This is a genomic window from Bauldia sp. (genome assembly GCF_020442045.1).
Taxonomy (GTDB): Bacteria; Pseudomonadota; Alphaproteobacteria; order Rhizobiales; family Kaistiaceae; genus Bauldia.
In genome coordinates, this window is record NZ_JAGRLA010000052.1 from 1 (window position 1) to 26,315 (window position 26,315).

Annotated in this window: 28 protein-coding genes; 19 read left to right on the top strand and 9 right to left on the bottom strand. The window is 65.9% G+C overall.

The annotated features are described in order from the left end of the window. Window positions 1-36: 36 nt before the first annotated feature. A complete protein-coding gene (locus tag KDJ86_RS05945; protein ID WP_291743928.1) occupies window positions 37-210 on the top strand; it encodes a YjiS-like domain-containing protein in 174 nt (57 codons plus the stop codon). A gap of 53 nt (window positions 211-263) precedes the next feature. Here KDJ86_RS05945 and KDJ86_RS05950 read toward each other — a convergent pair whose 3' ends face one another. Continuing rightward, window positions 264-917 (bottom strand): alpha/beta hydrolase, encoded by a 654-nt coding sequence (locus KDJ86_RS05950; protein WP_291743929.1) that lies wholly within the window; start codon window positions 915-917, stop codon window positions 264-266. A gap of 347 nt (window positions 918-1,264) precedes the next feature. On the opposite strand from KDJ86_RS05950, the gene KDJ86_RS05955 reads away from it, so the two are divergent. From KDJ86_RS05955 to KDJ86_RS06000, 10 genes are all read left to right on the top strand, one after another. Then, on the top strand, window positions 1,265-2,431 hold the full coding sequence (locus KDJ86_RS05955) for a cysteine desulfurase family protein (protein WP_291743931.1): 1,167 nt from the start codon (window positions 1,265-1,267) through the stop codon (window positions 2,429-2,431). A 57-nt stretch (window positions 2,432-2,488) separates the two neighbouring features. Continuing rightward, window positions 2,489-3,958: a Fe-S cluster assembly protein SufB gene (gene sufB / locus KDJ86_RS05960; protein ID WP_291743933.1), complete on the top strand. Its 1,470-nt coding sequence runs from the start codon at window positions 2,489-2,491 to the stop codon at window positions 3,956-3,958. A 33-nt stretch (window positions 3,959-3,991) separates the two neighbouring features. After that, a complete protein-coding gene (locus KDJ86_RS05965; protein WP_291743935.1) occupies window positions 3,992-4,489 on the top strand; it encodes a cupin domain-containing protein in 498 nt (165 codons plus the stop codon). A 187-nt stretch (window positions 4,490-4,676) separates the two neighbouring features. Then, window positions 4,677-5,432, top strand: coding sequence for a Fe-S cluster assembly ATPase SufC (gene sufC, locus KDJ86_RS05970; RefSeq protein ID WP_291743936.1), 756 nt, complete (start codon window positions 4,677-4,679; stop codon window positions 5,430-5,432). An 8-nt stretch (window positions 5,433-5,440) separates the two neighbouring features. Next, window positions 5,441-6,766, top strand: coding sequence for a Fe-S cluster assembly protein SufD (gene sufD, locus KDJ86_RS05975; protein WP_291743938.1), 1,326 nt, complete (start codon window positions 5,441-5,443; stop codon window positions 6,764-6,766). After that, entirely contained in the window at window positions 6,763-8,010 is a 1,248-nt protein-coding gene (locus tag KDJ86_RS05980) for a cysteine desulfurase (protein ID WP_291743940.1), read from the top strand. Before sufD ends, KDJ86_RS05980 begins: the two co-directional genes overlap by 4 nt. An 83-nt stretch (window positions 8,011-8,093) precedes the next feature. Continuing rightward, a complete protein-coding gene (locus KDJ86_RS05985; RefSeq protein ID WP_291744010.1) occupies window positions 8,094-8,453 on the top strand; it encodes an SUF system Fe-S cluster assembly protein in 360 nt (119 codons plus the stop codon). Beyond that, window positions 8,444-8,887 (top strand): VOC family protein, encoded by a 444-nt coding sequence (locus KDJ86_RS05990; protein WP_367116755.1) that lies wholly within the window; start codon window positions 8,444-8,446, stop codon window positions 8,885-8,887. The genes KDJ86_RS05985 and KDJ86_RS05990 overlap by 10 nt, the downstream gene beginning before the upstream one ends. A 95-nt stretch (window positions 8,888-8,982) precedes the next feature. Further along, entirely contained in the window at window positions 8,983-9,366 is a 384-nt protein-coding gene (locus tag KDJ86_RS05995) for a HesB/IscA family protein (protein WP_291743942.1), read from the top strand. 13 nt (window positions 9,367-9,379) lie between these two features. Beyond that, complete coding sequence (locus KDJ86_RS06000; RefSeq protein WP_291743944.1) at window positions 9,380-9,751, top strand: TfoX/Sxy family protein; 372 nt, start codon at window positions 9,380-9,382, stop codon at window positions 9,749-9,751. Window positions 9,752-9,769: 18 nt separating this feature from the next. Here KDJ86_RS06000 and KDJ86_RS06005 read toward each other — a convergent pair whose 3' ends face one another. Beyond that, window positions 9,770-11,197, bottom strand: a complete 1,428-nt coding sequence (locus tag KDJ86_RS06005; protein ID WP_291743946.1) for a DEAD/DEAH box helicase — start codon at window positions 11,195-11,197, stop codon at window positions 9,770-9,772. 233 nt (window positions 11,198-11,430) lie between these two features. Between KDJ86_RS06005 and KDJ86_RS06010 the strand changes: the two genes are divergently transcribed. Further along, window positions 11,431-12,405, top strand: coding sequence for a cation diffusion facilitator family transporter (locus KDJ86_RS06010; RefSeq protein WP_291743948.1), 975 nt, complete (start codon window positions 11,431-11,433; stop codon window positions 12,403-12,405). A gap of 6 nt (window positions 12,406-12,411) precedes the next feature. On the opposite strand, the gene KDJ86_RS06015 is transcribed toward KDJ86_RS06010, so the two are convergent. Together KDJ86_RS06015 and parE are read right to left on the bottom strand one after the other, a co-directional pair. Then, a complete protein-coding gene (locus KDJ86_RS06015) occupies window positions 12,412-12,858 on the bottom strand; it encodes a hypothetical protein (RefSeq protein ID WP_291743950.1) in 447 nt (148 codons plus the stop codon). 78 nt (window positions 12,859-12,936) lie between these two features. Next, window positions 12,937-14,997 carry a DNA topoisomerase IV subunit B gene (gene parE / locus KDJ86_RS06020; RefSeq protein ID WP_291743952.1) on the bottom strand — a complete coding sequence of 687 codons (2,061 nt, stop codon included), beginning with the start codon at window positions 14,995-14,997 and terminating at the stop codon, window positions 12,937-12,939. A gap of 208 nt (window positions 14,998-15,205) precedes the next feature. On the opposite strand from parE, the gene KDJ86_RS06025 reads away from it, so the two are divergent. Further along, window positions 15,206-16,138, top strand: coding sequence for a sulfotransferase (locus KDJ86_RS06025; RefSeq protein WP_291743954.1), 933 nt, complete (start codon window positions 15,206-15,208; stop codon window positions 16,136-16,138). A gap of 426 nt (window positions 16,139-16,564) precedes the next feature. Beyond that, on the top strand, window positions 16,565-17,359 hold the full coding sequence (locus KDJ86_RS06030) for a tetratricopeptide repeat protein (RefSeq protein WP_291743956.1): 795 nt from the start codon (window positions 16,565-16,567) through the stop codon (window positions 17,357-17,359). Window positions 17,360-17,374: 15 nt separating this feature from the next. Here KDJ86_RS06030 and KDJ86_RS06035 read toward each other — a convergent pair whose 3' ends face one another. The 4 genes from KDJ86_RS06035 to xth form a co-directional block, all read right to left on the bottom strand. Continuing rightward, window positions 17,375-17,782, bottom strand: coding sequence for a hypothetical protein (locus KDJ86_RS06035; protein WP_291743958.1), 408 nt, complete (start codon window positions 17,780-17,782; stop codon window positions 17,375-17,377). Window positions 17,783-17,942: 160 nt separating this feature from the next. Then, a complete protein-coding gene (locus KDJ86_RS06040) occupies window positions 17,943-18,242 on the bottom strand; it encodes a hypothetical protein (protein WP_291743960.1) in 300 nt (99 codons plus the stop codon). Between the two features lie 103 nt (window positions 18,243-18,345). Continuing rightward, entirely contained in the window at window positions 18,346-18,597 is a 252-nt protein-coding gene (locus KDJ86_RS06045) for a DUF1344 domain-containing protein (RefSeq protein ID WP_291743962.1), read from the bottom strand. Window positions 18,598-18,825: 228 nt separating this feature from the next. Continuing rightward, entirely contained in the window at window positions 18,826-19,608 is a 783-nt protein-coding gene (xth, locus tag KDJ86_RS06050; protein ID WP_291743963.1) for an exodeoxyribonuclease III, read from the bottom strand. A 158-nt stretch (window positions 19,609-19,766) separates the two neighbouring features. Here xth and KDJ86_RS06055 point away from each other — a divergent pair, with 158 nt between their 5' ends. Next, entirely contained in the window at window positions 19,767-20,186 is a 420-nt protein-coding gene (locus KDJ86_RS06055; protein WP_291743965.1) for an OsmC family peroxiredoxin, read from the top strand. Window positions 20,187-20,279: 93 nt separating this feature from the next. Further along, window positions 20,280-21,767: an AMP nucleosidase gene (locus KDJ86_RS06060; protein ID WP_291743967.1), complete on the top strand. Its 1,488-nt coding sequence runs from the start codon at window positions 20,280-20,282 to the stop codon at window positions 21,765-21,767. Between the two features lie 18 nt (window positions 21,768-21,785). Here KDJ86_RS06060 and erpA read toward each other — a convergent pair whose 3' ends face one another. Next, on the bottom strand, window positions 21,786-22,112 hold the full coding sequence (gene erpA / locus KDJ86_RS06065; protein WP_291744014.1) for an iron-sulfur cluster insertion protein ErpA: 327 nt from the start codon (window positions 22,110-22,112) through the stop codon (window positions 21,786-21,788). An 87-nt stretch (window positions 22,113-22,199) separates the two neighbouring features. Here erpA and KDJ86_RS06070 point away from each other — a divergent pair, with 87 nt between their 5' ends. The 3 genes from KDJ86_RS06070 (at window position 22,200) to argS (ending at window position 26,257) form a co-directional block, all read left to right on the top strand. Next, window positions 22,200-23,399: a deoxyguanosinetriphosphate triphosphohydrolase gene (locus tag KDJ86_RS06070; protein WP_291743969.1), complete on the top strand. Its 1,200-nt coding sequence runs from the start codon at window positions 22,200-22,202 to the stop codon at window positions 23,397-23,399. Next, entirely contained in the window at window positions 23,399-24,433 is a 1,035-nt protein-coding gene (locus tag KDJ86_RS06075; protein ID WP_291743971.1) for an MBL fold metallo-hydrolase, read from the top strand. Before KDJ86_RS06070 ends, KDJ86_RS06075 begins: the two co-directional genes overlap by 1 nt. 66 nt (window positions 24,434-24,499) lie before the next feature. After that, entirely contained in the window at window positions 24,500-26,257 is a 1,758-nt protein-coding gene (gene argS, locus KDJ86_RS06080; protein ID WP_291743972.1) for an arginine--tRNA ligase, read from the top strand. The last annotated feature ends 58 nt before the right edge of the window (window positions 26,258-26,315 follow it).

Consider the following 26,315-nt stretch of genomic DNA (forward strand, 5'->3'; position numbering starts at 1 on the left):
AAACGCCGATTGCTTCGCACGAGGAGGACATCAGTCATGTCGATCGAGCCCGGGAAGAGCCTTCTCGCCATCGCGGCGTCACGACAGGTCGCGCGAATGGAGCCGTCGGAGAGCCGCCGGACGATACGCGTGATCCGTCGCCTCTCGCCTCATCTGCTCGCCGATATCGGCTATTTCCGGACCCCGCAGGGGATCGTCAGGTCGCTTTGAAGGCTGGTCGGGAAGGAGGGCGCTCCGGCCCTCCCGCGCCATTCGCCCGCTGCCTATGCGGCGTCGATCATCGCCTGGCGCATGTCGACATAGTTGGCGCAGATGTCGAGAAGCTCGTCGACGTGGTTCTCGAAGAAGTGGTTGGCGCCGGGAACGATCTGCTGATCGATCTTGATGCCCTTCTGGGTCTTCAGCTTGTCGACCAGCGCCTGGACGTCCTTCTGCGGCACGACGCGGTCGGAATCGCCGTGGACGATGAGGCCCGAGGACGGGCAGGGCGCAAGGAAGGTGAAGTCGTGGAGGTTGGCCGGCGGCGCGATCGAAATGAAGCCCTCGACCTCGGGACGGCGCATCAGGAGCTGCATGCCGATCCAGGCGCCGAAGGAGAAGCCGGCGACCCAGCAGCCGCGCGCATCCGGGTGGACGGACTGGATCCAGTCGAGCGCGGCGGCCGCGTCCGAAAGCTCTCCGGCGCCGTGGTCGAACTCGCCCTGGCTGCGGCCGACACCACGGAAATTAAAGCGGAGAACCGCGAAGCCGCGCTTCGAGAACATGTAGAAGAGCTGGTAGATGACCTGATTATTCATCGTGCCGCCAAACGCCGGATGCGGATGGAGGATGATGGCGATCGGGCCGTTCTTCCGCTTCGCGGGCTGGAAACGCCCTTCGAGGCGGCCGGCGGGACCGGTGAAAATGACTTCTGGCATGTCTTGTCGACTTCTCTCTTCTGGGGCGCCGGCAGAACGGAGGGACACTCGGGCCGGGCCACGCCTTGTCGCGCGCGAGGGGCGGCATTCATATCACGATCGGCGGGGGCGATTTCAAGCAAAAGGGCGGACGCGTCGCGCGCCCCGGCTTTCGACCGGTGAGCGCCCTCCGATTGACGCGGAACGGGCCGATGTCGAGGGCCGTGTCATCGACCTCGGGGAGCGCCGTGGCACCATGGGCCGGACGATGGCGATCGGCCGGTCGAAATGACGAAGGACGTCGATCTCGGGCGACCCGGGCGATGTGATTTGCGTTCCGCGGCAAAGCATGGTCTTGCAAGTCCGCCATGGACCGCCTTTATCTCGACTATAACGCGACGGCGCCGCTCCGCCCGGTGGTGCGCGAGGCCATCATCGATGTCCTGGCGAAGGTCGGCAACGCGTCGTCCGTGCATGCCGAGGGGCGCGAGGCGCGCCGTCTTGTCGAGACCGCGCGGCGTCAGGTGGCTGCGCTGGTCGGTGGCGATGCCAGGCTGGTGACCTTCACCAGTGGCGGGACCGAGGCCAACAACACGGTGCTGACGCCCGACTGGCGGAGCGGCGGCCATCCGCATCGGGCGGATTTCCTGGTGACCGGCGCGACCGAGCATGCATCCGTGTTGGCCGGCGGGCGGTTCCCCGAAGACCGGGTGAGGACCATTCCGGTCGACGGTAACGGACTCCTGCGGCTCGACAGCCTGGAGCGCATCCTGGAGGGGCTCGCGGCGGAAGAAGGGCGGCCGCTGGTCTCGGTCATGCTGGCAAACAACGAAACGGGCGTCATCCAGCCGGTCGCGGAGATCGCGGCCCTCGCACACCGGGCAGGCGCCATCATCCATACCGATGCGGTGCAGGCGGCGGGGCGGATTCCGGTCGATATCGCCGCCCTCGGCGTCGACGTGCTGACGCTGTCAGCGCACAAGATCGGCGGACCGCAAGGCGCGGGCGCCATCGTCCGCGCCTCGGAGGCGCTGACCTTCGCGCCCCTGATCCGCGGCGGCGGCCAGGAGAAGCGGCTCAGGGCCGGGACAGAGAACGTCGCCGGGCTCGTCGGATTCGGAGCGGCCGCGGAGGCCGCGCTGGCCGATCTGCCGATGGCGGAAAGCTGGAGCGCATGGCGAGACCGGATCGCCGATGCCATCGCCGCGAGCGCCTCGAAGGTGACGGTCTTCGGCGGCGGGGCGCCGCGTTTGCCCCAGACCCTGTGCATCGGCGTGGACGGGGTACCGGCCGAAACCCTGGTGATTGCCCTCGACCTCGAAGGAGTGGCGGTTTCATCCGGTTCCGCCTGTTCGTCGGGAAAGGTCTCGCCAAGCCATGTATTGGCGGCTATGGGAGTGCAGGAGAAAGCCGCAAAAACGGGAATCCGTCTCTCTTTGGGGTGGGAATCCGGGGAATCCACCTTAGATTTATTCGCAAAGAGATGGGCTCGCGTGCTAAAGCACGTAGCGCCGGGACACGTTCGGGCGGCCTGAGCCGCGCCGAGAAGCTCGACCCGCGGTCCTTGAAGCCGCAGTGGATGGAGTAAGACAATGCCTGCCGTTCAGGAAACGGTCGATACCGTTCGCGGGATCGACGTTGACCAATACAAATACGGTTTCGTCACGGATGTCGAAACGGACAAGGCGCCGAAGGGCCTGTCCGAGGATACCGTGCGTTTCATCTCGGCCAAGAAGGGCGAGCCGGAATGGATGCTCGAATGGCGGCTCGACGCCTATCGGCGCTGGCTGACCATGGCCGAGCCGACCTGGGCGCGGGTCAGCTATCCGAAGATCGACTTCCAGGACATCTACTATTACGCGGCGCCGAAGAGCACGGCCGGGCCGAAGAGCCTCGACGAGGTCGATCCGGAGCTGCTCGCCACCTACGAGAAGCTCGGCATTCCGCTGCGCGAGCGTGAGGTGCTGGCCGGAGTCCAGGGCGCCAAGGTGGCGGTCGACGCGGTGTTCGATTCCGTCTCGGTGGTCACCACCTTCAAGGAGGAGCTGAAGAAGGCCGGAGTCATCTTCTGCTCGATCTCCGAGGCGATCCGCGACCATCCGGAGATCGTGAAGAAGTATCTCGGCTCCGTCGTCCCGGTGACCGACAACTTCTACGCGACGCTCAACTCGGCGGTCTTCTCCGACGGCTCCTTCGTCTACGTGCCGGAAGGCGTCCGCTGCCCGATGGAGCTGTCGACCTATTTCCGCATCAACGAGCGGAATTCCGGCCAGTTCGAGCGGACGCTGATCATCGCCGAGAAGGGCGCCTATGTGTCCTATCTCGAGGGCTGCACGGCGCCGATGCGCGACGAGAACCAGCTCCACGCGGCGGTGGTCGAGCTGATCGCCCAGGAGGACGCCGAGATCAAATATTCGACGGTCCAGAACTGGTATCCCGGCAATGCCGAGGGCAAGGGCGGCATCTACAACTTCGTCACCAAGCGTGGCGACTGCCGCGGCGCCCGCTCCAAGATCTCGTGGACGCAGGTCGAGACCGGCTCGGCGATCACCTGGAAATATCCGAGCTGCATCCTGCGCGGCGACGACTCGGTAGGCGAGTTCTATTCGATCGCCGTGTCGAACGGGTACCAGCAGGTCGATTCCGGGACCAAGATGACCCACCTCGGCAAGAACACCAAGAGCCGGATCATCTCCAAGGGCATCGCCGCCGGCTTCTCGCAGAATACCTACCGGGGCCTCGTCACCAGCCACCGCAAGGCGACCGGCGCGCGCAACTACACCAACTGCGACTCGCTGCTGATCGGCAATGACTGCGGCGCCCATACGGTGCCCTATATCGAAGCCAAGAACCCGACCGTGAACTTCGAGCATGAGGCGACCACCTCGAAGATCTCGGACGACCAGCTCTTCTACGCCAAGAGCCGCGGCCTCGGTGACGAGGAAGCGGTGGCGCTGATCGTCAACGGGTTCGTCAAGGACGTCATCCAGCAACTGCCGATGGAATTCGCCGTCGAGGCGCAGAAGCTGATCGGCGTCAGCCTTGAAGGGAGCGTCGGCTAGGCCGGCGGAGACGAAGAACAGGGAAGGGGCGAGATGGGCGAGACGGTGAAACCGGTGGTCAACATATCCGAGGTCGAGTTTCGCGATACCGGCCACGGCGACAAATTCGCCGCCAGGCTCGGCCAGGTCGCCGCCCGGATCGGCTCGAAGGGCATCGGCTGCAACGTGACGATCGTGCCGCCCGGCAAGGCCGCCTTCCCCTATCACGTCCATCACGCGATCGACGAGCTGTTCGTGATCCTGGTCGGGACGGGCGAATACCGCTTTGGCGACGAACGCTATCCGATCCGGTCGGGCGACGTCCTCGCGGCGCCTAAGGGCGGACCGGAAAACGCGCACCAGATCGTCAATACGGGCGAGGGCGACCTGCAATACCTCGCCTTCTCGACGAAGACCGAGACGGACGTGGTCGAGTATCCGGACTCCGGCAAGTTCGCGGTCTCGTCGCGTTTCGACTGGAATACGGGAAGCGGCGGCGTGCGCTATATCGGCCGCGCGGAGAATTCCCTCGACTACTGGGACGGGGAGTAGACGCCCTGAGACGGGTTTGGAACGGGCCGGCGAGCCGATGAGCGCGACATAGGCCGCGGCCGTTATTTGGCCGGGGATCGGGGCTTCCGGCGCGTGCCGGACCGTACCGGGCGGGTAGAGTTGTTTCGCCCCGATGACGACTGGCCGAGGCCGGCGCCGCCGGGACGACAGAACAGGAAACGTGTGAATGGCATTGCTTGAAATCGAGAACCTCCACGCCAATGTCGACGGACGGGAGATCCTCCGCGGCATCGACCTCGCGGTCGAGCGCGGCGAAGTGCACGCGATCATGGGGCCGAACGGCTCGGGCAAGTCGACGCTGGCCTATGTGCTGGCCGGCCGCGACGGCTACGAGGTCACCGGCGGCGCGGTCCGCTTCCTCGGCAAGGACCTGCTGGAGATGGAACCGGACGAGCGGGCCGCCGCCGGCGTCTTCCTCGCCTTCCAGTATCCGGTGGAGATCCCGGGCGTGGCGACCATGACCTTCCTCAAGGCGGCGCTCAACGCCCAGCGGAAGGCCCGCGGCGAGGAGGAGCTATCGACGCCCGACTTCATGCGCAAGGTCAGGGGAGTCGCCGAAGAGCTGAATGTGACTCAGGAAATGCTCCGCCGGCCGCTCAATGCCGGTTTCTCCGGCGGCGAGAAGAAGCGGAACGAGATCCTGCAGATGGCGTTGCTGGAGCCGTCGCTCTGCGTCCTCGACGAGACGGATTCCGGCCTCGACATCGACGCGCTGAAGCTCGTCGCCGACGGCGTCAACAAGCTCCGCTCGCCGGAGCGCGGGATGCTGGTGATCACCCACTACCAGCGGCTGCTGAACTACATCGTGCCGGATTTCGTGCATGTGCTGTCGGCCGGGAAGATCGTTCGTTCGGGCGGCAAGGAGCTGGCGCTGGAACTCGAGGAGCGGGGCTATGCCGAGTTCGTCGAGGCGGCGGCCTGAGGATCGAGATGACTGCTGAGCCACGTACCGTCCGGACCAAGGCGGAAGAGACACTCGCTGCCGAATTCGCGGCGGCGCGCGACGCGCTTCCCGGTGGCGAGCGGGTGCGGGAACGCCGCGACGCCGCCTTCTCGCTGTTCGAGCGCTTCGGCCTGCCCCATCGCCGCGTCGAGGCCTGGAAATATACCGACCTCCGGGCGCTGCTCCGCACCGCGGCACCGCTTGCCGGCCCGGCGACACCGGATCTCCTGGCGCCGGTCGCCGAGGACGATCCGATCGCCGGTCTCGACCGGGCGCAACTCGTCGTCGCCAATGGCGTCTATCGGCCGGAGCTGTCCGACCTCGATGGGGTCGAAGGCGTCACCGTCGAGGCCCTTGCCGATGTCGCGAAGAACGCGCCCGACCGCATCGGCCGGCTGTTCGAGGACAGCGACGACGTGGTGATGGCGCTGAACACGGCGCTGTTCGCGGGCGGCGTCTACGTCAAGGTCGCGGCCGATGCGAAGCCGGCCCGCCCGCTCGAGGTGGTCTATCTGACGGCCGCGGCCGAGCCGGTTTCGGTCGTCTGCCGCAGCGTCGTCGAGGTCGGCGCGAATGCCTCGATGCGCCTCATCGAGAGCTTTCGCGGACCGGCTGGCATTGCCTATCAGGTCAACGCGCTGACCGAGCTCGATATCGGGCTCGGCGCGAAGGTGACCTGGTCGCGCGTCCAGACCGAGAGCGAGGCGGCGCAGCATCTCGCCAGCTTCGTCGCGCGCGTCGCCGGCAACGCGACCCTCGATCACCTGGCGGTCAACCGCGGCGCGGCGCTGTCGCGCTGGCAGGGCTTTGTGATGATCGAGGGCAGGGGCGCCAGGACCGGATTCTACGGCGCGACCATGCTGGCCGGCACCGAGCACGGCGACAATGCCCTCGTCGTGCGCCACGTGGCGCCGGACTCGACCAGCACCGAGCTGTTCAAGAATGTCGTCGACGGCAGGGCGACCGGCGCCTTCCAGGGCATGATCGCGGTCGAGCGCGACGCGCAGAAGACCGACGCGAAGATGATGACCCGGGCGCTGCTGCTCTCCGACGAGGCGCAGTTCGCCTCGAAGCCGGAACTCGAGATCTTCGCCGACGACGTCCGCTGCGGCCATGGCGCGACCGCCGGCGATATCGACCAGACCATGCTCTTCTACCTGATGTCGCGCGGCCTGCCGCGGAAGGAGGCGGAACGGCTGCTGATCGAATCCTTCCTCGACGAGGCGATCGATGCGATCGACGACGAGCCGGTCGCCGAGGCGCTGAAGGGTATCGTCTCGGGCTGGCTCGAACGGCGGGGAGCGGCGACATGAACGCCCCGACGGCAACGACGGCGGTGGCCTATGACGTCGAAGCCGTGCGTCGGGACTTCCCGATCCTCGCCCGCACCATCTACGACAGGCCGCTGGTCTATCTCGACAACGCGGCCTCCGCGCAGAAGCCGCAGGCGGTGATCGACGCGGTGTCGGCGGCCTATGGCAGCGAATATGCGAATGTCCATCGCGGCCTCCACTTCCTCTCCAATGCCGCGACGGAGAAATACGAGGAGGCGCGCGAGACCGTCCGCCGCTTCATCAATGCCGACCGGGTCGAGGAAATCATCTTCACCCGCAACGCCACCGAGGCGATCAACCTCGTCGCCTCGTCCTTCGGCCGCGACGCGATCGGCGAGGGCGACGAGATCGTCCTCTCGATCATGGAGCATCATTCCAACATCGTGCCGTGGAACTTCCACCGCGAGCGCAAGGGCGCGGTCATCCGCTGGGCGCCGATCGCCGACGACGGGACGTTCCTGCTCGACGAGTTCGAGAAGCTGCTGACCGATCGCACGAAGATCGTCGCCATCACCCATATGTCGAACGTCACGGGCACGGTGGTGCCGATCAAGGAGATCTGCCGGATCGCCCATGCGCGGGGCATTCCGGTGCTGATCGACGGCAGCCAGGGCGCGGTGCATGCGCCGGTCGACGTCCGTGACATCGACTGCGACTTCTACTGCCTGACCGGGCACAAGCTCTATGGCCCCACCGGGATCGGCGTGCTCTACGGCAAGAGCGGACGGCTGACGGCGATGCCGCCCTACATGGGCGGCGGCGAGATGATCGCCGAGGTCACTGAAAACGGCGTGACCTATGCCGAGCCGCCGCATCGCTTCGAGGCGGGGACGCCGCCGATCGTCCAGGCGATCGGCCTCGGCGCGGCGCTGGCCTATATCGAGAGCATCGGCCGCGAGAAGATCGCCGCGCATGAGGCGGCGCTCCGCGCCTATGCGATGGAACGGCTGTCGAAGATCAACAGCCTGACCCTCTACGGAACGACCAGCGACAAGGGCGCGATCGTGTCCTTCAACATGGCGGGCGCCCATCCCCATGACATCTCGACCATCATCGACCGGTCGGGCGTCGCGGTGCGGGCGGGGACCCATTGCGCGCAGCCGCTTCTCTCCCGATATGGAACCACGGCTACCTGCCGTGCCTCTTTCGGCATGTACAATACCCTGGGCGAGGTCGATGCGCTGGCCGAGGCGCTGCAGAAAGCCCATGAGTTCTTTGTATGAGCGACGCCATGGATGACCGACCGACCGATACCGCGGGCCGCGAGGTGAAGACGTCAACCGACCCGGTCGTGCTCGACGACGGGATGGCTGAACCGGTCACCCCCCAGGCGACTGGCTCCGCCATTCCGCCGGAGGAGCTGGAACGGTTGACCCAGGACATCGTCTCTGCCCTCAAGACCGTCTACGACCCCGAGATTCCGGCCGACATCTACGAGCTCGGCCTGATCTACAAGGTCGATATCGACGACGACCGCAACGTTGCCGTCGACATGACCCTGACCGCGCCCGGCTGCCCGGTGGCCGGCGAGATGCCGATGTGGGTCGAGAACGCGGTCAGCCTCGTGCCGGGGGTCGGCCGGGTCGACGTAGCGATGGTGTTCGATCCGCCCTGGACGCCGGATCGCATGTCGGACGAGGCGAAGGTCGCCCTCGATTGGTACTGAGGGCCACGCCGGTGACCGGTCGTCCGAAGATCGACGGGGTGCTGGAGACCTGTCTCTATTGCGACGACGTGCCGGCAACCCGCGCCTTTTACGAGCGCGTCTTCGGATTCACGGCGATGGTGGCCGAGGACCGGATCGTGGCGATGGATGCCGGCAAGGGGCATGTGCTGATCCTGTTCAGGCGGGGCGGGACGACGGCGCCGGTGCCGGTCGGGGGGAGCTCCATCCCGCCGCATGACGGCGCCGGTCCCCAGCATTTCGCCTTCGCCATTCCCGCCGCCGCCTATGGCGACTGGAAACGGCATCTGGAAGACGAAGGCGTCGCCGTCGAAAGCGAGGTCGACTGGCCCTCGGGAGGCAGGAGCCTGTATTTCCGGGATCCGGAGGGCCATCTCGGCGAGCTGGCGACACCCGGGATATGGTCGAATTACTGATATCCGCCGGTGACCCCCGCGGTTGTCTGGCGAGGCAAATCACCCCATCTTAGGGGTTCGCAGGCGAAACCTGCCTACGCATGAGGAAGACCGGTATGGCAAACCCACGCCCCCGTCCGTCGGTGATGTATCTGACCGAGCGCGCCGCGGCGCGCGTCCGCGAGATTGTCGACGGCTCCGACAAGGAGCTGCTGGGCGTGCGCGTCGGGGTCAAGAAGGGCGGATGCGCGGGCATGGAATACACCCTCGATCCGGTCGAGACCGCCAATCCCGCCGACGACGTGGTCAGCGAGCACGGCGTCAATGTCTATGTCGACCCGACCGCGATCCTGTTCCTGCTCGGCAGCGTCATGGACTACGAGACGACCAAGCTCCGCTCCGGCTTCACCTTCCAGAATCCCAACGAAGTGTCGGCCTGCGGCTGCGGCGAATCCGTGATGCTGAAGCCGGCGGCAGAGGGCGCGCCGGCCGGCGCGTAGCGGGCCGGTGCCGGTGGCCAGCGAGTTCGAGGAATTCGCCAGGGAGCTGTTCGAGCCCTTCGGGCGCGTCGCCTTCCGCCGGATGTTCGGCGGCGTCGGCATTTTCCGGGAGGGGATGATGTTCGCCCTGATCATCGACGACGTCCTCTACCTGAAGGCGGACGACACGACGCGGGCCCGCTACCAAGCGGAGGGCAGCAACCCGTTTTCCTATGACGCGAAGGGGAGGACCGTGGTGACGTCCTACTGGCGGCTGCCCGACGGCGTCTACGACGAGCCGGAGCGCTTCGTCGAGCTCTCGCAAGAAGCATTTGCTGTGGCCGAGCGAGCGCAGGCACGGAAATCGGTGAAGGGCAGGAAGGGAAGGGCGAAGGGCACGCCCTGAGGCCTCGCCTCGTCTCCGTCAGGACGCGGAGGCGGGACGGACCGACCGCAGCAGGAACTGGGGGATGTCTTCCTGGCTGCCGAAGGCGTTCTGCTTTTCGCGCTGCGCTTCGGAGTCATGTTTTTCGCGGCCGCGGCGCGGCTCCCGCTTCGGCTTGCGCTCTCCGCGCCCGCGTTGGGTGGCATCGCCGTTGGCGGCTTCCTCGCCGGAGGCGCCCTCCGCCGCACCATCGGCAGCCGCAGCGACGACGTCCTGCCTGTCGGCATCGGCCTCGTGCTTGTGATGGCGCTTGCCATAGCGGGCATTGGCAAGCTCGTCGGAAGCCTCGACCTGCATCATGTCGATCGGCTGGCCGGTGAGCTTGGTGATCGCCGCGACGTATTTCTTGTCGAGCGGCGTGACGATGGTGACCGCGGTTCCCTTGCGGCCGGCGCGGCCGGTGCGGCCGATGCGGTGGACATAATCCTCCGGGTGGGTGGGAACGTCGAAATTGAAGATGTGGCTCACCGCCGGGATGTCGAGGCCGCGCGCCGCGACGTCGCTGGCGACGAGAAGGGTGAGGTTGTTGGCGCGGAAATCGGCAAGCGTCGCCATGCGCGAGCGCTGGTCCATGTCGCCATGCAGGGCGCCGACCGAGAAGCCGTGACGGGCGAGGGAGCGCTGGACGATCGCCACATCGCGCTTGCGGTTGCAGAAGATGATCGCGTTGGTGAGGTCTTCCGCCTCGCGGATGAGCTTGCGGAGCACCGCGCGCTTGTCGACCGAGTCGCGCCCCGAGGGGACGAGGAACTGGGAAACCGTGGTCGCGGTGGTCGCCGGCGCCGAAGCCTCGACCCGGACCGCGTTCGACAGGAAGGTATCGGCGAGGCGCTGGATCTCAGGCGGCATGGTCGCCGAGAAGAACAGCGTCTGGCGGGTGAAGGGCAGGAGCTTGCAGATCCTCTCGATGTCAGGAATGAAACCCATGTCGAGCATGCGATCGGCTTCGTCGATAACGAGGATCTCGACACCGTTGAGGAGCAGGTTGCCGCGTCCGAAATGGTCGAGCAGCCGGCCGGGCGTCGCGATCAGAACATCCGCGCCGCGATCGAGCTTGCGCAACTGGTCGTCGAACGAGACGCCGCCGATCAGCAGGGCGACGGTGAGCTTGTGGTTGGCGCCGTATCGCTTGAAATTCTCCTCGACCTGTGCCGCGAGCTCGCGGGTCGGCTCGAGGATCAGGGTCCGCGGCATGCGCGCCCGGGCGCGGCCGCGCTCCAGCGAGGTCAGCATCGGCAGCACGAAGGATGCCGTCTTGCCCGTACCAGTCTGGGCAATGCCGAGCACATCCCGGCGCGCCAGGACATGCGGGATCGCCTGCTCCTGGATGGGAGTCGGTGTGTCGTAGCCCACCGCCTCGACCGAAGCGAGAACCTTCGGGCTTAATCCAAGTTCAGAAAATTTCATCTTTGTGAGCAGCCCGGCCCTTGGCCGAAGTCTGACGGAACGGTTTAAGACGCGACACCGTCAATCGAATTGAATTCGATCCGGAACATATGCAAAGCCGAGGGAATGTCAACGATTACCGGGATTTAATCTAAGGTCGAGGTAAACGGCTAAGTAGATGTCCATCATGCCTCCGTGCTTTGCACCCGGGAAGCGGGTTTGCTAGGACACCCCGTCCAAAGAGATCGAACGACGTGAGCGGCCACCACCACCATCATCATCATGTCGCGGAGGGCGGCGCGGGCGACCGCCGCGTGGCATGGGCGGTCGCGGTCAACGTCTTGCTGACCGTCGCCCAGGCGGTTGGCGGCATTCTCGCCGGCAGCCTGTCGCTGGTCGCCGACGCGCTCCACAATCTCAGCGATGCCGCCTCGCTCGGTATCGCCTTCGCGGCGCGTCGCATCGCCCGCCGTCCCTCGGACGATTCGATGACCTTTGGCTACGTTCGCGCCGAGATCGTCGCCGCGCTGATCAACTACACGACGCTGATCGTCATCGGCCTCTATCTCGTCTACGAGGCGATCATCCGGTTTCTCGATCCGGAACCGGTCGATGGCTGGCTCGTCGTGATCATCGCCGGCGTGGCGCTGGTCGTCGATCTGGCCACCGCGCTGCTCACCTTCGCCCTCTCGAAGGAGAGCATGAATATCCGTGCCGCCTTTCTGCATAACGTCGCCGACGCGCTCGGTTCGATCGGCGTCATCGCGGCCGGCGCGCTGATCCTGCTGTTCGGCTGGACGATCGTCGACCCGATCGTCACCCTCCTCATCGCGGGCTACATCCTGTGGATGGCCTTCGCCGAGATCGGCGCCGCCATCCGCATCCTGATGCTCGGCACGCCGCCCGAAATCGACGTTCCCGATCTCGTCGCCGCGATGTCGGGGGTGAGGGGCGTGAAGAGCGTCCATCACCTGCATATCTGGTCGATCGACGAGCGGCATTCCGCCCTCGAAGCGCATGTCGTGCTCCGGGAGGAAGACGGCGAGGAGCCTGACGGCGAGGTCGTCAAGCAGCGCATCAAGGCGATGGTCAGCGCCAGGTTCGGCGTGAGGCACGCCATGCTCGAACTCGAACATACGGCGACCGAATGCAGGGGCGACAGCGCCCAGGTCGTCGGCCATCGGATGATGGAGACCGCGGCGGCGGGTCACGACCACCACGGACACTGAGCGCCGTCAGTTGGTCGCCGGGCCGAAGATGTACTCGGTCGGCGAGAACATGTGCAATTCGAAGGTCTCGTCGAATCCGTCACTCGGGTCGACCGTCTGAAGGAAGACCGACAGGCCGTCGGCGTCCGACTCCGTCTCGTAGTCGACGACATCGAGGCCGAGGTCGGCAAGTTCGGTGATTTCGACGGACTGGTCGATCACCGCGCTGCCATCCGCCTCGTAGGCGACCCACTGGACGAACAGCCGGGCGGTCACGGGCTCCAGGCCGGTCCGGGCGATGACGACCCGGTAGACGCCGTTCCGATCGGCATCCTCCCAGGTGCCGCTGACCCGAACGTCTTCCACCGAACCGGGAATCGCCCTGACGGACTCGGCGAGATCGTCCGCGAAAGCGCTTCCGGCCAAACCGACGCCGACACTGAAGCCGGTTATCAGCGCATACTTGCGATACATACGGTTCCCCTCACGCGACTGTCGGTCGGTAGATAGGTGACGAGAGAGGGAGGTCCACCAACCGCGGGTAGGTATCGGCTAGATGTCAAGGTCGTGGGCGAACTCGGCCCGTTCCTGAATGAAGCGGAAGCGCTCCTCGGCCTTGTTGCCCATCAGGCTCTCGACCGTCGCTCCGGTCGGTTCGTCCCCGACGATCTCGACGCGGAGCAGAATCCGGCGCTCCGGCGCCATGGTGGTCTCCTTGAGCTGGGCCGGGAGCATCTCGCCGAGCCCCTTGAAGCGCCCGATCTCCACCTTGCCCTTGCCGGTGAAGGCCGACTTGAGCAGTTCTTCGCGATGCGCCTCGTCCCGTGCGTAGACGGTCTTGCTACCCTGGGTGAGGCGGTAGAGCGGCGGGACGGCGAGGTAGAGGTGGCCTTCGCGGATCAACTCGGGCATCTGGCGGAAGAAGAAGGTGATCAGCAGCGAAGCGATATGGGCGCCGTCGACGTCGGCGTCGGTCATGATGATGACGCGCTCGTAGCGAAGGTCCTCGGCACGGTAGCGGCTGCCGGTTCCGACCCCCAGCGCCTGCATGAGGTCGGCCAGCTGCTGGTTCTGCGCAAGCTTGTCGCGGCCGGCATTCGCGACGTTGAGGATCTTGCCGCGCAGCGGCAGGATCGCCTGCGTCGCCCGGTTGCGCGCCTGCTTGGCGGAGCCGCCGGCCGAGTCGCCCTCGACGATGAAGATCTCGGTGCCCTCCTTGCTGCGGGCGCTGCAGTCGGCAAGCTTGCCGGGCAGCCGGAGCTTGCGGGTCGCGTTCTGGCGGCCGATCTCCTTTTCCTTGCGTCGACGGAGCCGCTCCTCGGCGCGGTCGATCACCCATTCGAGCAGCTTGCTGGCGTCGTTCGGCGAGCCGGCGAGCCAGTGGTCGAAGGGATCGCGCACCGCGTTCTCGACGATCCGCGTCGCCTGGGCGGTGGCCAGCCTGTCCTTGGTCTGGCCGACGAATTCCGGCTCGCGGATGAAGACGGAAAGCAGGCCGCCGGCCGAGGTCATGACGTCGTCGCCGGTGATGACCGCGGCGCGCTTGTTGCCAGTCCGCTCGGCATGGGCCTTCAATCCCTTGACCAGCGCGGCGCGGAGGCCGGCCTCATGCGTCCCGCCTTCGGCGGTCGGGATGGTGTTGCAATAGGAGCGGACGAAGCCATCGCCCGGGAACCATCCGACCGCCCATTCGGCGGCGCCGTGGCCGCTCGCCTTGTCGGTCTTGCCGGCGAAGATGGGGACGATCGTCTTCTCGCCGGCGAGCTCGGCCGCAAGATAGTCGGAGAGCCCGCCGGGGAAGTGAAATTCGGCCTTCTCTGGCGTATCCGTCCCCTCGACAAGCGACGAGTCGCACTGCCAGCGGATCTGGACACCACCGAAGAGATAGGCCTTGGACCGGCTCATCGCGAAGAGACGTTCCGGACGGAAGGCGGCGTCCTTGCCGAAGATCTCGGGGTCGGGAAGGAAGCGCACGCGCGTGCCGCGGCGATTGTGGACCTCGCCGCGCTCCTCGAGGCCGCTGGTCGGCACACCCCTGGCGAAGGTCTGGCCATAGAGTCGCCGGCCGCGTGCCACCTCGACCTCGAGCGACTCCGACAGCGCGTTGACCACGGAAACGCCGACGCCGTGGAGTCCGCCGGACGTGTCGTAGACCTTGGAGTCGAATTTTCCTCCCGCGTGGAGGACCGTCATGATGACCTCCAGAGCCGATTTCGACTTGAACTTGGGATGTGGATCGATCGGCATGCCGCGACCGTTGTCAGTGACGGAGACAAAGCCATCGGCGTCGAGCTGCACGTCGATCCAGGTCGCATGGCCGGCAACGGCCTCGTCCATGGCGTTGTCGATGACCTCGGCGAAGAGGTGGTGGAGACCCTTTTCGTCGGTCCCGCCGATATACATGCCGGGGCGCCGCCGAACCGGCTCCAGACCCTCGAGCACCTCGATATCCGCGGCCGAATAATCGGAGTCGCTCACCGGCGCGCCGTTGGCGACCTTGCGGACGGACTTCGCGCGAGGCCGGCGAGCAGCCTCGGCGACGGCTTTGAGTTCGCCAACCTGCTCATCGATCGTGCCGAACAGGTCGTCGGATTCTTTCGCTTTGGTTTTCATTGATTTCGAGAATTCAGGAGGGCATATCGCTGTGGTCGAATCATCCAGCAGTTTGGCATTTCCGGGTCAAAGGTGCGAGGGCGTTCCTGCTACGTTCCGGATAGCGTCGACATGATGCCGGGATCAGGCTCTCCGCAAGGACCGGGCCTGCGGGTGCCGGCCAGATGACCGGCAGGCCCTGATGACCGGCCGGCGAAGGAAACGAGTATTGCGCGATCGGAACATGAACGGGGAAGAGACGCGGCAGACCGGCGATTCCATCCGGCTGTCCCGGATGCGCGGGCCGGACTTCTTCTGCATCGGCGCCCAGAAGGCAGGGACCCAATGGCTCTACGACCAGCTCAGCCTTCATCCCGACTTCTGGATGCCTCCGATGAAGGAGCTGAAGTATTTCAACCTTTCGCGGCCGCGGAGGCGCATCGCGGAGAAGATGCTCGGTGACGCGACAGACGACCTCGATCGTCTCAACAAGCGTCGCCATCGCGACTACCGGCGCCCGATCGTTGCCGAAGATCTGACCTTCCTTTCGGATTTCGCCGCCCTGCCGATGGATTCGATCGACATGGATGGTTACACGGCTCTCTTCGACCGGAAGGGAGGGCGGCTTACCGGCGACGTGACGCCGGCCTATTCGGCCCTGCGGCCGGCGATGGTCGATCGGATCGTCGGGCAGTTCGGCGAGGCGAAATACGTCTTCATCGCGCGCGACCCGGTCAAGCGCTTCTGGTCGCAGGTCCGCATGCATGTCTACAAGCGGCGCCTCTCGGAAGGGCTCGACGAGAAGGCGGTGGTGAAGCTCCTGTCGCAACGCCGCTACGATGCGCGGTCCTTCTCCTCCCAGATCGTCGAGACCTGGAAGAGCCGGGTCCGGCCGGGCCATTTCGGCCTCTTCTTCTTCGACGACCTGGTGTCCGACGCCGCCAGGTTCCGGCACGACATCATCACCTTCCTCGGGGGCGATCCGGACAAGCCGACGGAACGCATCGCGCCGGACTTCAACCGCAAAAGCGGCAAGTCCTCCGCCCCGATGCCCGACCGGGTCAGGGAACTGGTCGCCGAGCGCTTCGCCGGAGAGCTCAAGGCCTGCGCCAAGAAACTCGGCGGTCCGGCCAGGGAATGGCGCAAGCTCTACGGAGTCTAGACCGGCCAGGCGCGCGCAGTCCGGGAGATTCCGCCGGCGCCCGGCCGGTCGGTAAGGGCGATCTGTTGCAGGCTCGCCACAGTGTTCCGGGAAGTTAACCTCTTGCGGGTAGAAGAAACCGACACGCCGCCGTTCGGCCATAAAGTGGCGTGAAGGGTGATGCCACATCAGGTTGCCTGCCGAGGGGGGCAACGCACCTGACCCGAAACCCGTCCTGTCACGGCCCGCGTTGCCGGGAGACGGCTATTGGTGTCGCTGCGCTGCTCGGACCCGGAGGCCGAGGTCAAGGATCGTCGTTGAAGTGCATGTTTGCGGCAAGCATAGACTTTCGGATCGGGACGCCGTGCGCGGCCCGACGCGGGTCGAGCGGACGTCGCAGGGCTGACAGCAGTCGCATGGTCCGACAGACGACGGAAGTAGTGAGCGATGCAGGCGCGTAGCGTGTTTCCCCGACTGGTGGCGTTTGTTGCGTTTGGCGTGTTGGCCAGCAACGCGATGGCGTTCGACGTCAAGAATTTGAACGAAGAGACGGCACCGGTCGATGCTCTCGAATATGGGCTCGATTCATACCGGAGCGGCGACAAGGAGAGCGCGATCGAGGCGTTGAGCTTCGCCGCCGACAAGGGCAACGCGATCGCCCAGTGGAAGCTCGGCCGGATGTATGCCGAGGGCGACGGCATCGCCCGCGACGACTACAAGGCCTTCGAACTCTTCAGCGAGATGGCCGACGCCCATGCCGACGACAATCCGACCCAGCGGGACTCGCGCTTCGTGTCGAATGCCTTCGTCGCCCTCGGCGAATATTACGAAGAGGGCATCCCGGACACCAAGGTGAAGCAGGACCTTCGCCGCGCCCGCCAGATCTATGGCTATGCGGCATCCTATTTCGGCGACCCGGAAGCGCAATTGAAGCTCGCCTGGATGTATTATCAGGGCGAGGGCGGCGATCGTGATCCGCTGCAGGCGGCGCGGTGGGCCAAGCTCGCTGCCGACAAGGGCGATGCCGACGCGCAGGCGCTGCTCGGCCACCTGCTGTTCGAGGGTGACGGCGTGCCGCGCCAGCCGGTGCTCGGCCTCATGTACCTGACGATCGCACGCAACAAGGCCGACCCGTCCGACCGATGGATTTACGACATGCAGGAGCGGGCGGTTTCCATCGCGACGGAGAATGAGCGCCGCACCGCCATGGCGCTCGCCGGCGATTGGGAGAAGCGGCAGTAGCCTCGGCTCAGGCGCCTACCGGCGGGCGAGTGTCGTCACCGTCAAGGTGTCGGACCGCGCGGACTGTCCGGCCGCGGCGATGCGCTCGGCAAATGCCGGGGCGATCGCGTTCAACGGGATATCGTAGGGGATCGGCGACATCGCCGTGCGGACCGGCGCGAAACTTGCCGCCGGCGCCTTCGGCGTGAACAGCGCCATCGGACAGACGTCCGAAATGTAGGTCCAGGTCGCATTCTCGGCTATCGAGTCGCAGCGCGCATAGCGTTGCCGGCCATGGCAGGCGGGCAGGCAGGCATAGTCACCGACCTGGTATTGGTTCCCGGCATTGGTGCAGACGAGCGTTACCTCCGCCGCGAATGCCGGCAGGGTCGCCGCGACACCGGCCGCAACGACCAGAGACCGCATGAGGTGGTTGCCGATCATCGCATTCCGCCTCCCTTGACGCCGCAAGTGTCGCAACGATCCCCGACGGGCTCAACCCACAACCGCGTGATCATCTCCCGCGCGGGCAGCGCCGAGGGGAGTCCGTCGTCGAGGGGAGGAAGGGCCGTAAGCCGGTCCTTCCTCACGTCTTGCGCCGATCTCAGGTGTTGTAGAACGACTGCATCGTGTCGCTCGGCAGCGTCGCGCCCCGCTGGCAGCTCGCAATCGAACCGATAGCAGCCTGCGCTTGTATCTCGCTTCGGAAGAAGCCACTGACCTGGGCTTCGCCGGGCCCGGCCTTCCTGTCCGCGACATAACAGGCGTTCCTGCCGGCATCCTGCAATACGGTCCATGCCGCTGCGTGACGTGGCTCCATCTGGGAACCGGTGGCGGCGAGGGCCGGCGCGGCCAAGGCCGCAAGTGTCGCTCCGGCGATAATCAGTCTCGAGAACATGGTCATTTCCTTCTGTATGGCCGACCCTGGCGGAGGGGCCGTCGGACGGCCGTTTGCCATGAGCGAGGACGTGGGCGGGTGGGAGTGCCTGCCGCGCCCTCGGCGGTGGCTACTGGATGGAGACATCGCTCGCGACGTGCCTGCCATTCTGCATGGCCCAGGTGATCCGCACCTGCTCACCCGATTTCAGACCCGGATTCTTGAAATTCTTGGGGAGGTAGTAGGTCGTGCCGTCCTGGAGGATGAGGGTCATCGCGCCGGAATCGAAGCTCTTCACGGTCCCGGTGGCCTGGTCCGCGAGGGCGAGCGAGGTCGTGGCGAGAACCGCGGCGATCGCCGCGGGCACAATCATGCGTTTCATGGTCTTGGTCCTGTGAGACGGCTGACGGAGGACGCCAGCTCGTTCCTTGATGAGCGGTCCTGGCTCGTCGGGTCGCGAATGGTTGCTCCATCCGCCGGCGGGTCTCCGCTCACACCCGGAGGCTAACGCCGGCCGCGCCGCCATATCCAGTTAAGGAAACTTAATCCTGTCCGGCCGCCGACGACCACGCATCCGCCCGATTTGGCGAGTCATGGCGGGATTGCGGCATCAGAGGTCGAGCTCGATCACCACGGGAACGTGGTCGGAGGGCTTGTCCCAGCCGCGGGTCCGCTTGTCGATCATCGCCGAAACCAGCCTGTCCGCGGCGGGTGGCGACAGGAGCAGGTGGTCGATGCGGATGCCGTTGTTCCGCTGCCAGGCGCCGGCCTGATAGTCCCAGAAGGAGTAGTGGCCGGGCTCCGACGTGCACGCCCGGAAAGCGTCGGTCAGGCCGAGGTTGATCAGGCGGCGGAAGCGCTGGCGGGTCTCGGGCTGGAACAGCGCGTCGTCGCGCCAGTTCTCGGGATGGCGCGCGTCCTCCGGCTCGGGAATCACATTGTAGTCGCCGGCGAGGACGAACATTTCCTCCGAGGCGAGGCGGGCGTGGGCATAGGCCTCGAACCGGTCCATCCAGGCGAGCTTGTAGGCGTATTTGTCGGAGCCGACCGGATTGCCGTTCGGGAGGTAGAGGGACGCGACGCGAATCGCGCCCCCCTCGACCGAAAACACCGCCTCGATGAAACGTGCCTGGCCGTCGTCGTCATCTCCCGGCAGGCCGCGGGAGACTTCGTCGATCGGCAGCCTGGAAAGGATGGCGACGCCGTTGAAGCCTTTCTGGCCGTGGGTCTCGACGTTGTAGCCGAGGTCCTCGAAAGCCTCGCGCGGGAAGGCGGCATCCTCGCTCTTGATCTCCTGGAAGCAGACGACGTCCGGCGCGGCGTCGCGCACCCAGGCGACCGCGCCGTCAATCCGGGCCCGGACGCCGTTGATGTTCCACGTCGCGATTCGCAATCCAATCCTCCGCGCGTCTGTTGCGGGCGAGCATAGCGGCCACGACGGGCGCGACCAGTCTTTTCACCGGGCGAAGCGGAGAAAGGCTCGCTTTGCTCTGGATTTTCCCGCGCCACCGCCATATCGGTGTGACCCACACCAAACCGAAGGAGGCGGATATGGCCGTTGTTTCTAAGGCAAGCGCACAGTGGAACGGTTCACTCAAGGAAGGCGGGGGCGAGGTCGCTTTCGGCACATTCAAGGACGCCTACACCTTCGCGTCGCGGTTCGAGACGGGTGAGCTCACCAACCCGGAGCAACTGATCGCGGCGGCGCACGCCTCCTGTTACTCGATGCAGCTCTCGGGCGTCCTGACGTCGGAAGGTACTCCTCCGACGAACATCAGGACGGAGGCCCAGGTGACGATCGAGGCGGGTGTCGGCATCACCGGCATCGTGCTGACGGCCGAGGCCGAGGTTCCCGGCGTCTCGGAGGCGGCCTTCATGGCGGCGGCCAACAAGGCGAAGGAAATCTGCCCCGTCTCCAGGGCCCTTGCCGCCGTCGAGAACATCACGCTGCAGGCGACTCTCAAGGGCTGATCGATACCCGCGACCGGGGCGCCCCGCCGCCGCGTGCTTGACCGGCGGCGGGCGGTAGTTGACATTCCGGCGCACCTTGAACGAGGTGCAGGAATGAGCCGTTCTTCCCAGGATCTGATCACGCCGCGGCGGATCGCACGGAAGAGCTTCCGGGACGCGGAAGCCGCCGTCGCGCAGCTCGAGCTGATCTACGAGCGCCATACCGCCTTCCTGCGGGAGCAGTTCGCCAAGCTGCTGGAGACGGGAAACCTGGGCGGTCGCGTTCGTGCGACCTATCCCGAGGTGCGGTTCGAATCCGCGACGTTCGCCCAGATCGATTCCCGGCTTTCCTATGGCCACGTCGCCGGCCCCGGAGTCTATTCGACGACGATCACCCGCCCGGACCTCTTCCGCGGTTACCTGACCGAGCAAATCCGGCTGTTGCTGCGCAACCACAATGTGGCGGTCGAGATCGGGCCGTCGGACGAACCAATTCCGCTCCATTTCGCCTTTCCCGGCGGCGTTCACGTCGAGGGCAAGATCGTCGACATGATCGAAACGCCGCTGCGCGACATTTTCGATGTGCCCGACCTCGCGGTGATGGACGACTCGATCGTCAACGGCACATTCGAAGCCGCCCCGGGACAGCCGTTGCCGCTGGCGCCGTTCACCGCATCGCGGATCGATTATTCGCTGCACAGGCTGCCCCATTACACGGCCACCCATTCGGACTGCTTCCAGAATTTCGTGATCTTCACCAACTACCAGTTCTACGTCGACGAGTTCGTCGAACGGGCCCGGCTGATGATGGCGGCTGGCGAAACCGGATATGAAAGCTTCGTCGAGCCCGGCAACGTCGTCACGCTCGCCGGCCAAGATGCGCCGACGACCGGCGTCGCGCCGGAGCGCCTGCCGCAGATGCCCGCCTACCACCTGACCAGGCCCGGACATATGGGACTGACCATGGTGAATATCGGCGTCGGGCCGTCGAACGCCAAGACGATTACCGACCATATCGCGGTCCTCAGGCCGCACGCCTGGATGATGCTTGGCCACTGCGCGGGACTCCGCAACACCCAGGCACTCGGCGACTATGTGCTGGCCCATGGTTACGTCCGCGAAGACCACGTTCTCGACGGCGACCTGCCGAAATGGGTGCCGATTCCGCCGCTGGCCGAAGTCCAGGTGGCGATCGAGGATACGGTTGCCGAGGTCACCGGGCTCTCGGGCTATGAGCTGAAGCGGATCATGCGCACCGGCACGGTCGCGACCATCGACAACCGGAACTGGGAATTGCGGGATCACCGTGAGCCGGTCCAGCGCTTCTCGCAGTCGCGGGCGATCGCCCTCGACATGGAATCGGCGACGGTCGCGGCCAACGGCTTTCGCTTCCGGGTTCCCTATGGGACGCTGCTCTGCGTCTCGGACAAGCCGCTCCACGGCGAGCTGAAACTCCCCGGCATGGCGTCCGATTTCTATCGCCGCCAGGTCGGCCAGCATCTCGAGATCGGGATCAGGGCGATGGAGAAGCTCCGTGCCATGGAGCCGGAAAGGCTGCATTCGCGCAAGCTCAGGAGCTTCGCCGAGACCGCGTTCCAGTAGCGCGGGGATTGCCGGGGGTCAGATCGAGAAGCTGGTCCCGCAGCCGCAGGACGCGGTCGCGTTGGGGTTCCGGATCTGGAAGGACTGGCCGATCATGTCGTCGACGAAGTCGATCACCGAGCCCTCCATGTAGGGGAGGGAGATCGAGTCGATCAGCACCGCCGCGCCGTCTCTTTCGAGGACGAGATCGTCCTCGCTTCGCTCCTTGTCGAGATCGAAGCCATACTGAAAGCCGGAGCATCCGCCACCGGACACGCTGATCCGCAGCGCCGTGCCATCCGGCTCCGCCGCGAGAATCCTCGCGATACGGGCAGCGGCGCTGTCGGAAAGCGTTACGGTGGTGATCGAAACGTCTGTCATCGCTTGTCGTTCCGCATATGCGATAGGTATGAAGCGACGGGGACGAAGTCAATTGCCGGCGCGGGGCTCGGAATGTTGACGCAAGGGATCGGATTTGGCGGCGGCGACCGGTCGGTCTTCGCGGAGGATCCGGCGCGGAGTCGGGGGCGGCTCTTCGCCGAGCCCGCCAGTCCGACGCGAACCGAGTTCCAGCGCGACCGCGACCGGGTCGTCCACTCGACCGGCTTCCGGCGGCTGCGCGAGAAGACCCAGGTCTTCCTTGTCGACGAGGGCGACCACTTCCGGACGCGCCTGACCCACACGCTGGAGGTCTCGCAGATCGCGCGGGCGCTTGCCCGTGCCCTGCGGCTCGACGAGGATCTCGCCGAGGCCCTCGCGCTCGCCCACGATATCGGCCACCCGCCCTTCGGCCACGCCGGAGAACGCGCGCTCGACGCGGCGATGGCGGGTTTCGGCGGTTTCGACCACAATGCCCAGAGCGTGCGCGTGGTCACCCGGCTCGAGCGGCGCTATCCGCGTTTCGACGGGCTCAACCTCACCTGGGAGACGCTCGAAGGGCTGGTCAAGCACAATGGTCCATTGACCGACCGCGGCGGCGCGCCGATCGGGCGCTATGCCGGGGGCGGCATCCCACGGACATTCACCGAGATATCGCACCAGCTCGACCTCTGGCTTTGGAGCTGGCCGGGCGCCGAGGCGCAGGCCGCGGCGATCGCCGACGATATCGCCTACGATACCCATGACATCGACGACGGCCTGCGTGCAGGCCTGCTGACCCTCGACAGCCTCGCCAGGCTCGAACTGCCCGGACGCCTGCTTCGGGAGATCAGGGCCGAATACCCGGATCTGGCCGTCGAGCGTGTCACCCATGAGCTGAGCCGGCGGCTGATCACCAGGATGATCGAGGACGTGATCGGCGAGTCCCTGAGGCGGCTCGACGACATCGCGCCGGCATCGAGCGACGATATCCGCGGGGCGGGGCGGCCGGCGATCGGCTTCTCCGACGCCATGCGTTCGGCCGATGACGAGATCAAACGGCATCTCCACACCGCGGTCTATCGCCATGATACGGTGATGGACGTGATGGGCGAGGCGGAGCGCAAGGTCCGCCGCCTGTTCGAGCGCTACCGCGCCGATCCGGCGACCTTGCCGGCCGCGTGGCGTCCGGGTGACCACCTCGACGACGCCGCGGCCGCGCGACAGATCGCCGATTTCCTCGCCGGCATGACCGACCGCTATGCCTCGGCCGAATACCGGCGGCTGTTTTCCTGATGCACGGGGCGCGACACGGGATCGCGATGCTTGCCGCCGCGGCCGCGGCGGGATGCGTCGCGACCGCGGAGGCGCCCGTCGACAGCTTTCACTACGCCGGCGGCCGTTTCCACAATGTCGGGTCGTTCACCTCGCCCGACCATATCGAACGGGAAGACTGGCGCCGGCATGCCCGCCGGATGTTCCTCGGTCTCTTCGCGGAAGCGGACGACCTGCCGGCCGGCCACGTCCTCACGCCGGAGACGGCACGCGAGGGAGTCGAGAGGGCAACGGACGCGGAGCTGGCCGTCACCTGGATCGGTCACGCTACCACGCTGATCAGGATGGGGGAGACGTGGATCCTCACCGATCCGGTCCTGTTGGACTCGGTCGGCAGCGGCCCGGTGCGACTGAAGCGCCTGGTGCCGCCGCGACCATCGCTTTACGACCTGCCGGACATCGACATTATCCTCATCTCCCATGCCGATCACGATCATCTCGACCTGCCGAGCCTGCGGCGCCTGGCGCACCGATATCCGGCGGTCGAGACATTCGTTCCGGCCGGCACGTCGCCTCTGATGGAGAAGACCGGCCTTCGCCATGTCCGTGAACTCGACTGGTTCGAAAGCACTCGTGACGGCGATGTGTCGATCGAGGCGGTGCCGGCGATCCACGGGGTCCGGCGGCCGCCCTACAAGCTGAATGCGATGTCGTGGAACGGGTGGATCCTGGGGCAGGGTGGCAACCGGGTCTATTTCGCGGGAGACACCGGATTCGGGTCGATCTTCGAGGAGATCAGGCGACGCTCCGGCCCGGTCGACGTCGCGCTGGTTCCCATCGGCGCATGGTCGCCGCGCTGGTTCCAGGAGCCCTTCCACGTCGATCCGGACCAGGCGGCCAGGGTCGCCGCCATCATGGGCGCGAAGACGGCGATCGGCATCCATTGGGGAACCTTTCCGCTGAGCGAAGAAGCCCCGAGGGAACAGCGGCGTCGCTTCCTCGACGCCGGCGGAGCGGTGCCGCGCATCGGCGAGACGCTGATTCTGCGCCCATAGGTTTGACGCTCCAATCGAATTGGGATAGGCGGCGCGGTGAATCGTGACCGTGCGGGCAACTCCATCATGAATATTTTCCGGGATTTCGCGGAGAGGCTTAAAAGCGCCGTGGAACTGATTGCGGAGCAATCGGGAATCCGCGACGTGGACACCGCCCGTGTCGTCGTCGAGCCACCGCGTGACCCCTCCCACGGCGATCTCGCCTGCAACGCGGCGATGGTGCTCGCGAAGCCGCTGGGCCTGAAACCGCGCGACCTCGCGACCCGGATCGCCGCGGTGCTGGCGGAGGACCCCGACGTCGACTCCGTCGAGGTAGCCGGCCCGGGATTCATCAATCTTCGTGTCAGATCAGGCTATTGGCACAAGGCCCTGAAGTCGCTGATCGGCGCCGGAGAGACGTTTGGACGCTCGACCATGGGCGTCGGCGACGCGGTCAATGTTGAATATGTCTCGGCGAATCCGACGGGGCCGATGCATATCGGCCATTGCCGGGGCGCCGTCGTCGGCGACGTCATGGCCAACCTGATGGTCGCCGCCGGTTTCGACGTGACCCGGGAATATTACATCAACGACGCCGGCTCGCAGGTCGATGTCCTCGCCCGCTCGGCCTACCTGCGCTACCGCGAGGCGCTCGGCGAGGATATCGGCGCCATTCCGGAAGGGCTCTACCCCGGCGACTACCTCAGGCCTGTCGGCGAGGCGCTGGCCCGCGAGCATGGCGACATCCTGCTCGCCATGCCCGAGGAGGAATGGATGCCGGTCGTCCGGGTGACGACGGTCGACATGATGATGGCGATGATCCGGGAGGATCTGGCGCTTCTCAACATCGTCCACGAGATATTCTTCTCGGAGCGGACGCTGACCGCCGGCGATCCGAGCGCGGTCGAGGCGGCGATCGACCAGCTCACGCGGGACGGGCTCGTCTACGAGGGGCGGCTGCCGCCGCCGAAGGGACAACTGCCCGACGACTGGGAGGATCGGGAGCAACTGCTCTTCCGCTCGACCGAGTTCGGCGACGACGTCGACCGGCCGCTGAGGAAGTCGGATGGCAGCCCGACCTATTTCGCCTCCGACATCGCCTATCACTACGACAAGCTGCGGCGCGGCTTTCGCCATCTGATCGACGTCTGGGGCGCCGATCACGGCGGCTATGTCAAGCGGATGCAGGCGGCGATCCGGGCGATCAGCGGCGGTGCGGCGCATTTCGAGGTGAAGCTGGTCCAGATCGTCCGGCTGCTGAGCGGTGGCGAGCCGGTCAAGATGTCGAAGCGGTCGGGCGACTTCATCACGCTGCGCGAGCTCGTCGACCGGGTCGGCCCCGACCCGATTCGTTTCATGATGGTGTTCCGGAAAAACGACGCGCAGCTCGACTTCGATTTCGAGAAGGTGACCGAGCAATCGAAAGATAATCCCGTCTTCTACGTGCAGTATGCCCATGCCCGGACCTGCTCTGTCTTCAGGCAGGCGGCGGAGGAATTGCCCGGCCTCGACCTCAGCATCGGCGCGCTCGAAAGGGCGCGGCTCGAAAGCCTCGACGATGTCGGCGAAATGGCTCTAATCCGCCGTTTGCTGGAGTATCCGCGGATGATCGAGGCGGCCGCGGAGGCGCAGGAGCCGCACCGCGTCGCCTACTTCCTTCATGAGCTGGCTTCGGAATTCCACGCCCACTGGAATCGTGGCAAGGAGTTGCCTCAATTGCGTTTTATTAACCATGCCGATTCACATTCGACTTTGGCGCGGCTTGCTCTCGTTCATGCCACAAAATTGGTGTTGTCCTCGGGATTGGCTATTCTCGGTGTGAGCGCGCCCGAGGAGATGCGTTGACGTCGCTGGGAAGGCGACCCGCCTGGCTCCTGGAGTGAAAGCAAGTTTAATGTCCGAT

What these genes read in the sequence shown, in the direction of transcription:
- argS (WP_291743972.1), top strand. Translation starts at nt 24,500, where the DNA reads ATGAATATTTTCCGGGATTTCGCGGAGAGGCTTAAAAGCGCCGTGGAA.
- sufB (WP_291743933.1), top strand. Translation starts at nt 2,489, where the DNA reads ATGCCTGCCGTTCAGGAAACGGTCGATACCGTTCGCGGGATCGACGTT.
- KDJ86_RS05985 (WP_291744010.1), top strand. Translation starts at nt 8,094, where the DNA reads ATGGCTGAACCGGTCACCCCCCAGGCGACTGGCTCCGCCATTCCGCCG.
- KDJ86_RS06055 (WP_291743965.1), top strand. Translation starts at nt 19,767, where the DNA reads ATGGCCGTTGTTTCTAAGGCAAGCGCACAGTGGAACGGTTCACTCAAG.
- KDJ86_RS06040 (WP_291743960.1), bottom strand. Translation starts at nt 18,242, where the DNA reads ATGACCATGTTCTCGAGACTGATTATCGCCGGAGCGACACTTGCGGCC.
- sufC (WP_291743936.1), top strand. Translation starts at nt 4,677, where the DNA reads ATGGCATTGCTTGAAATCGAGAACCTCCACGCCAATGTCGACGGACGG.
- KDJ86_RS05980 (WP_291743940.1), top strand. Translation starts at nt 6,763, where the DNA reads ATGAACGCCCCGACGGCAACGACGGCGGTGGCCTATGACGTCGAAGCC.
- KDJ86_RS05965 (WP_291743935.1), top strand. Translation starts at nt 3,992, where the DNA reads ATGGGCGAGACGGTGAAACCGGTGGTCAACATATCCGAGGTCGAGTTT.
- sufD (WP_291743938.1), top strand. Translation starts at nt 5,441, where the DNA reads ATGACTGCTGAGCCACGTACCGTCCGGACCAAGGCGGAAGAGACACTC.
- KDJ86_RS05995 (WP_291743942.1), top strand. Translation starts at nt 8,983, where the DNA reads ATGGCAAACCCACGCCCCCGTCCGTCGGTGATGTATCTGACCGAGCGC.
- KDJ86_RS06045 (WP_291743962.1), bottom strand. Translation starts at nt 18,597, where the DNA reads ATGAAACGCATGATTGTGCCCGCGGCGATCGCCGCGGTTCTCGCCACG.
- KDJ86_RS06070 (WP_291743969.1), top strand. Translation starts at nt 22,200, where the DNA reads ATGTTGACGCAAGGGATCGGATTTGGCGGCGGCGACCGGTCGGTCTTC.
- KDJ86_RS06060 (WP_291743967.1), top strand. Translation starts at nt 20,280, where the DNA reads ATGAGCCGTTCTTCCCAGGATCTGATCACGCCGCGGCGGATCGCACGG.
- KDJ86_RS06005 (WP_291743946.1), bottom strand. Translation starts at nt 11,197, where the DNA reads ATGAAATTTTCTGAACTTGGATTAAGCCCGAAGGTTCTCGCTTCGGTC.
- KDJ86_RS05955 (WP_291743931.1), top strand. Translation starts at nt 1,265, where the DNA reads ATGGACCGCCTTTATCTCGACTATAACGCGACGGCGCCGCTCCGCCCG.
- KDJ86_RS05945 (WP_291743928.1), top strand. Translation starts at nt 37, where the DNA reads ATGTCGATCGAGCCCGGGAAGAGCCTTCTCGCCATCGCGGCGTCACGA.
- KDJ86_RS06030 (WP_291743956.1), top strand. Translation starts at nt 16,565, where the DNA reads ATGCAGGCGCGTAGCGTGTTTCCCCGACTGGTGGCGTTTGTTGCGTTT.
- KDJ86_RS06035 (WP_291743958.1), bottom strand. Translation starts at nt 17,782, where the DNA reads ATGATCGGCAACCACCTCATGCGGTCTCTGGTCGTTGCGGCCGGTGTC.
- parE (WP_291743952.1), bottom strand. Translation starts at nt 14,997, where the DNA reads ATGAAAACCAAAGCGAAAGAATCCGACGACCTGTTCGGCACGATCGAT.
- KDJ86_RS05950 (WP_291743929.1), bottom strand. Translation starts at nt 917, where the DNA reads ATGCCAGAAGTCATTTTCACCGGTCCCGCCGGCCGCCTCGAAGGGCGT.
- KDJ86_RS06015 (WP_291743950.1), bottom strand. Translation starts at nt 12,858, where the DNA reads ATGTATCGCAAGTATGCGCTGATAACCGGCTTCAGTGTCGGCGTCGGT.
- KDJ86_RS06075 (WP_291743971.1), top strand. Translation starts at nt 23,399, where the DNA reads ATGCACGGGGCGCGACACGGGATCGCGATGCTTGCCGCCGCGGCCGCG.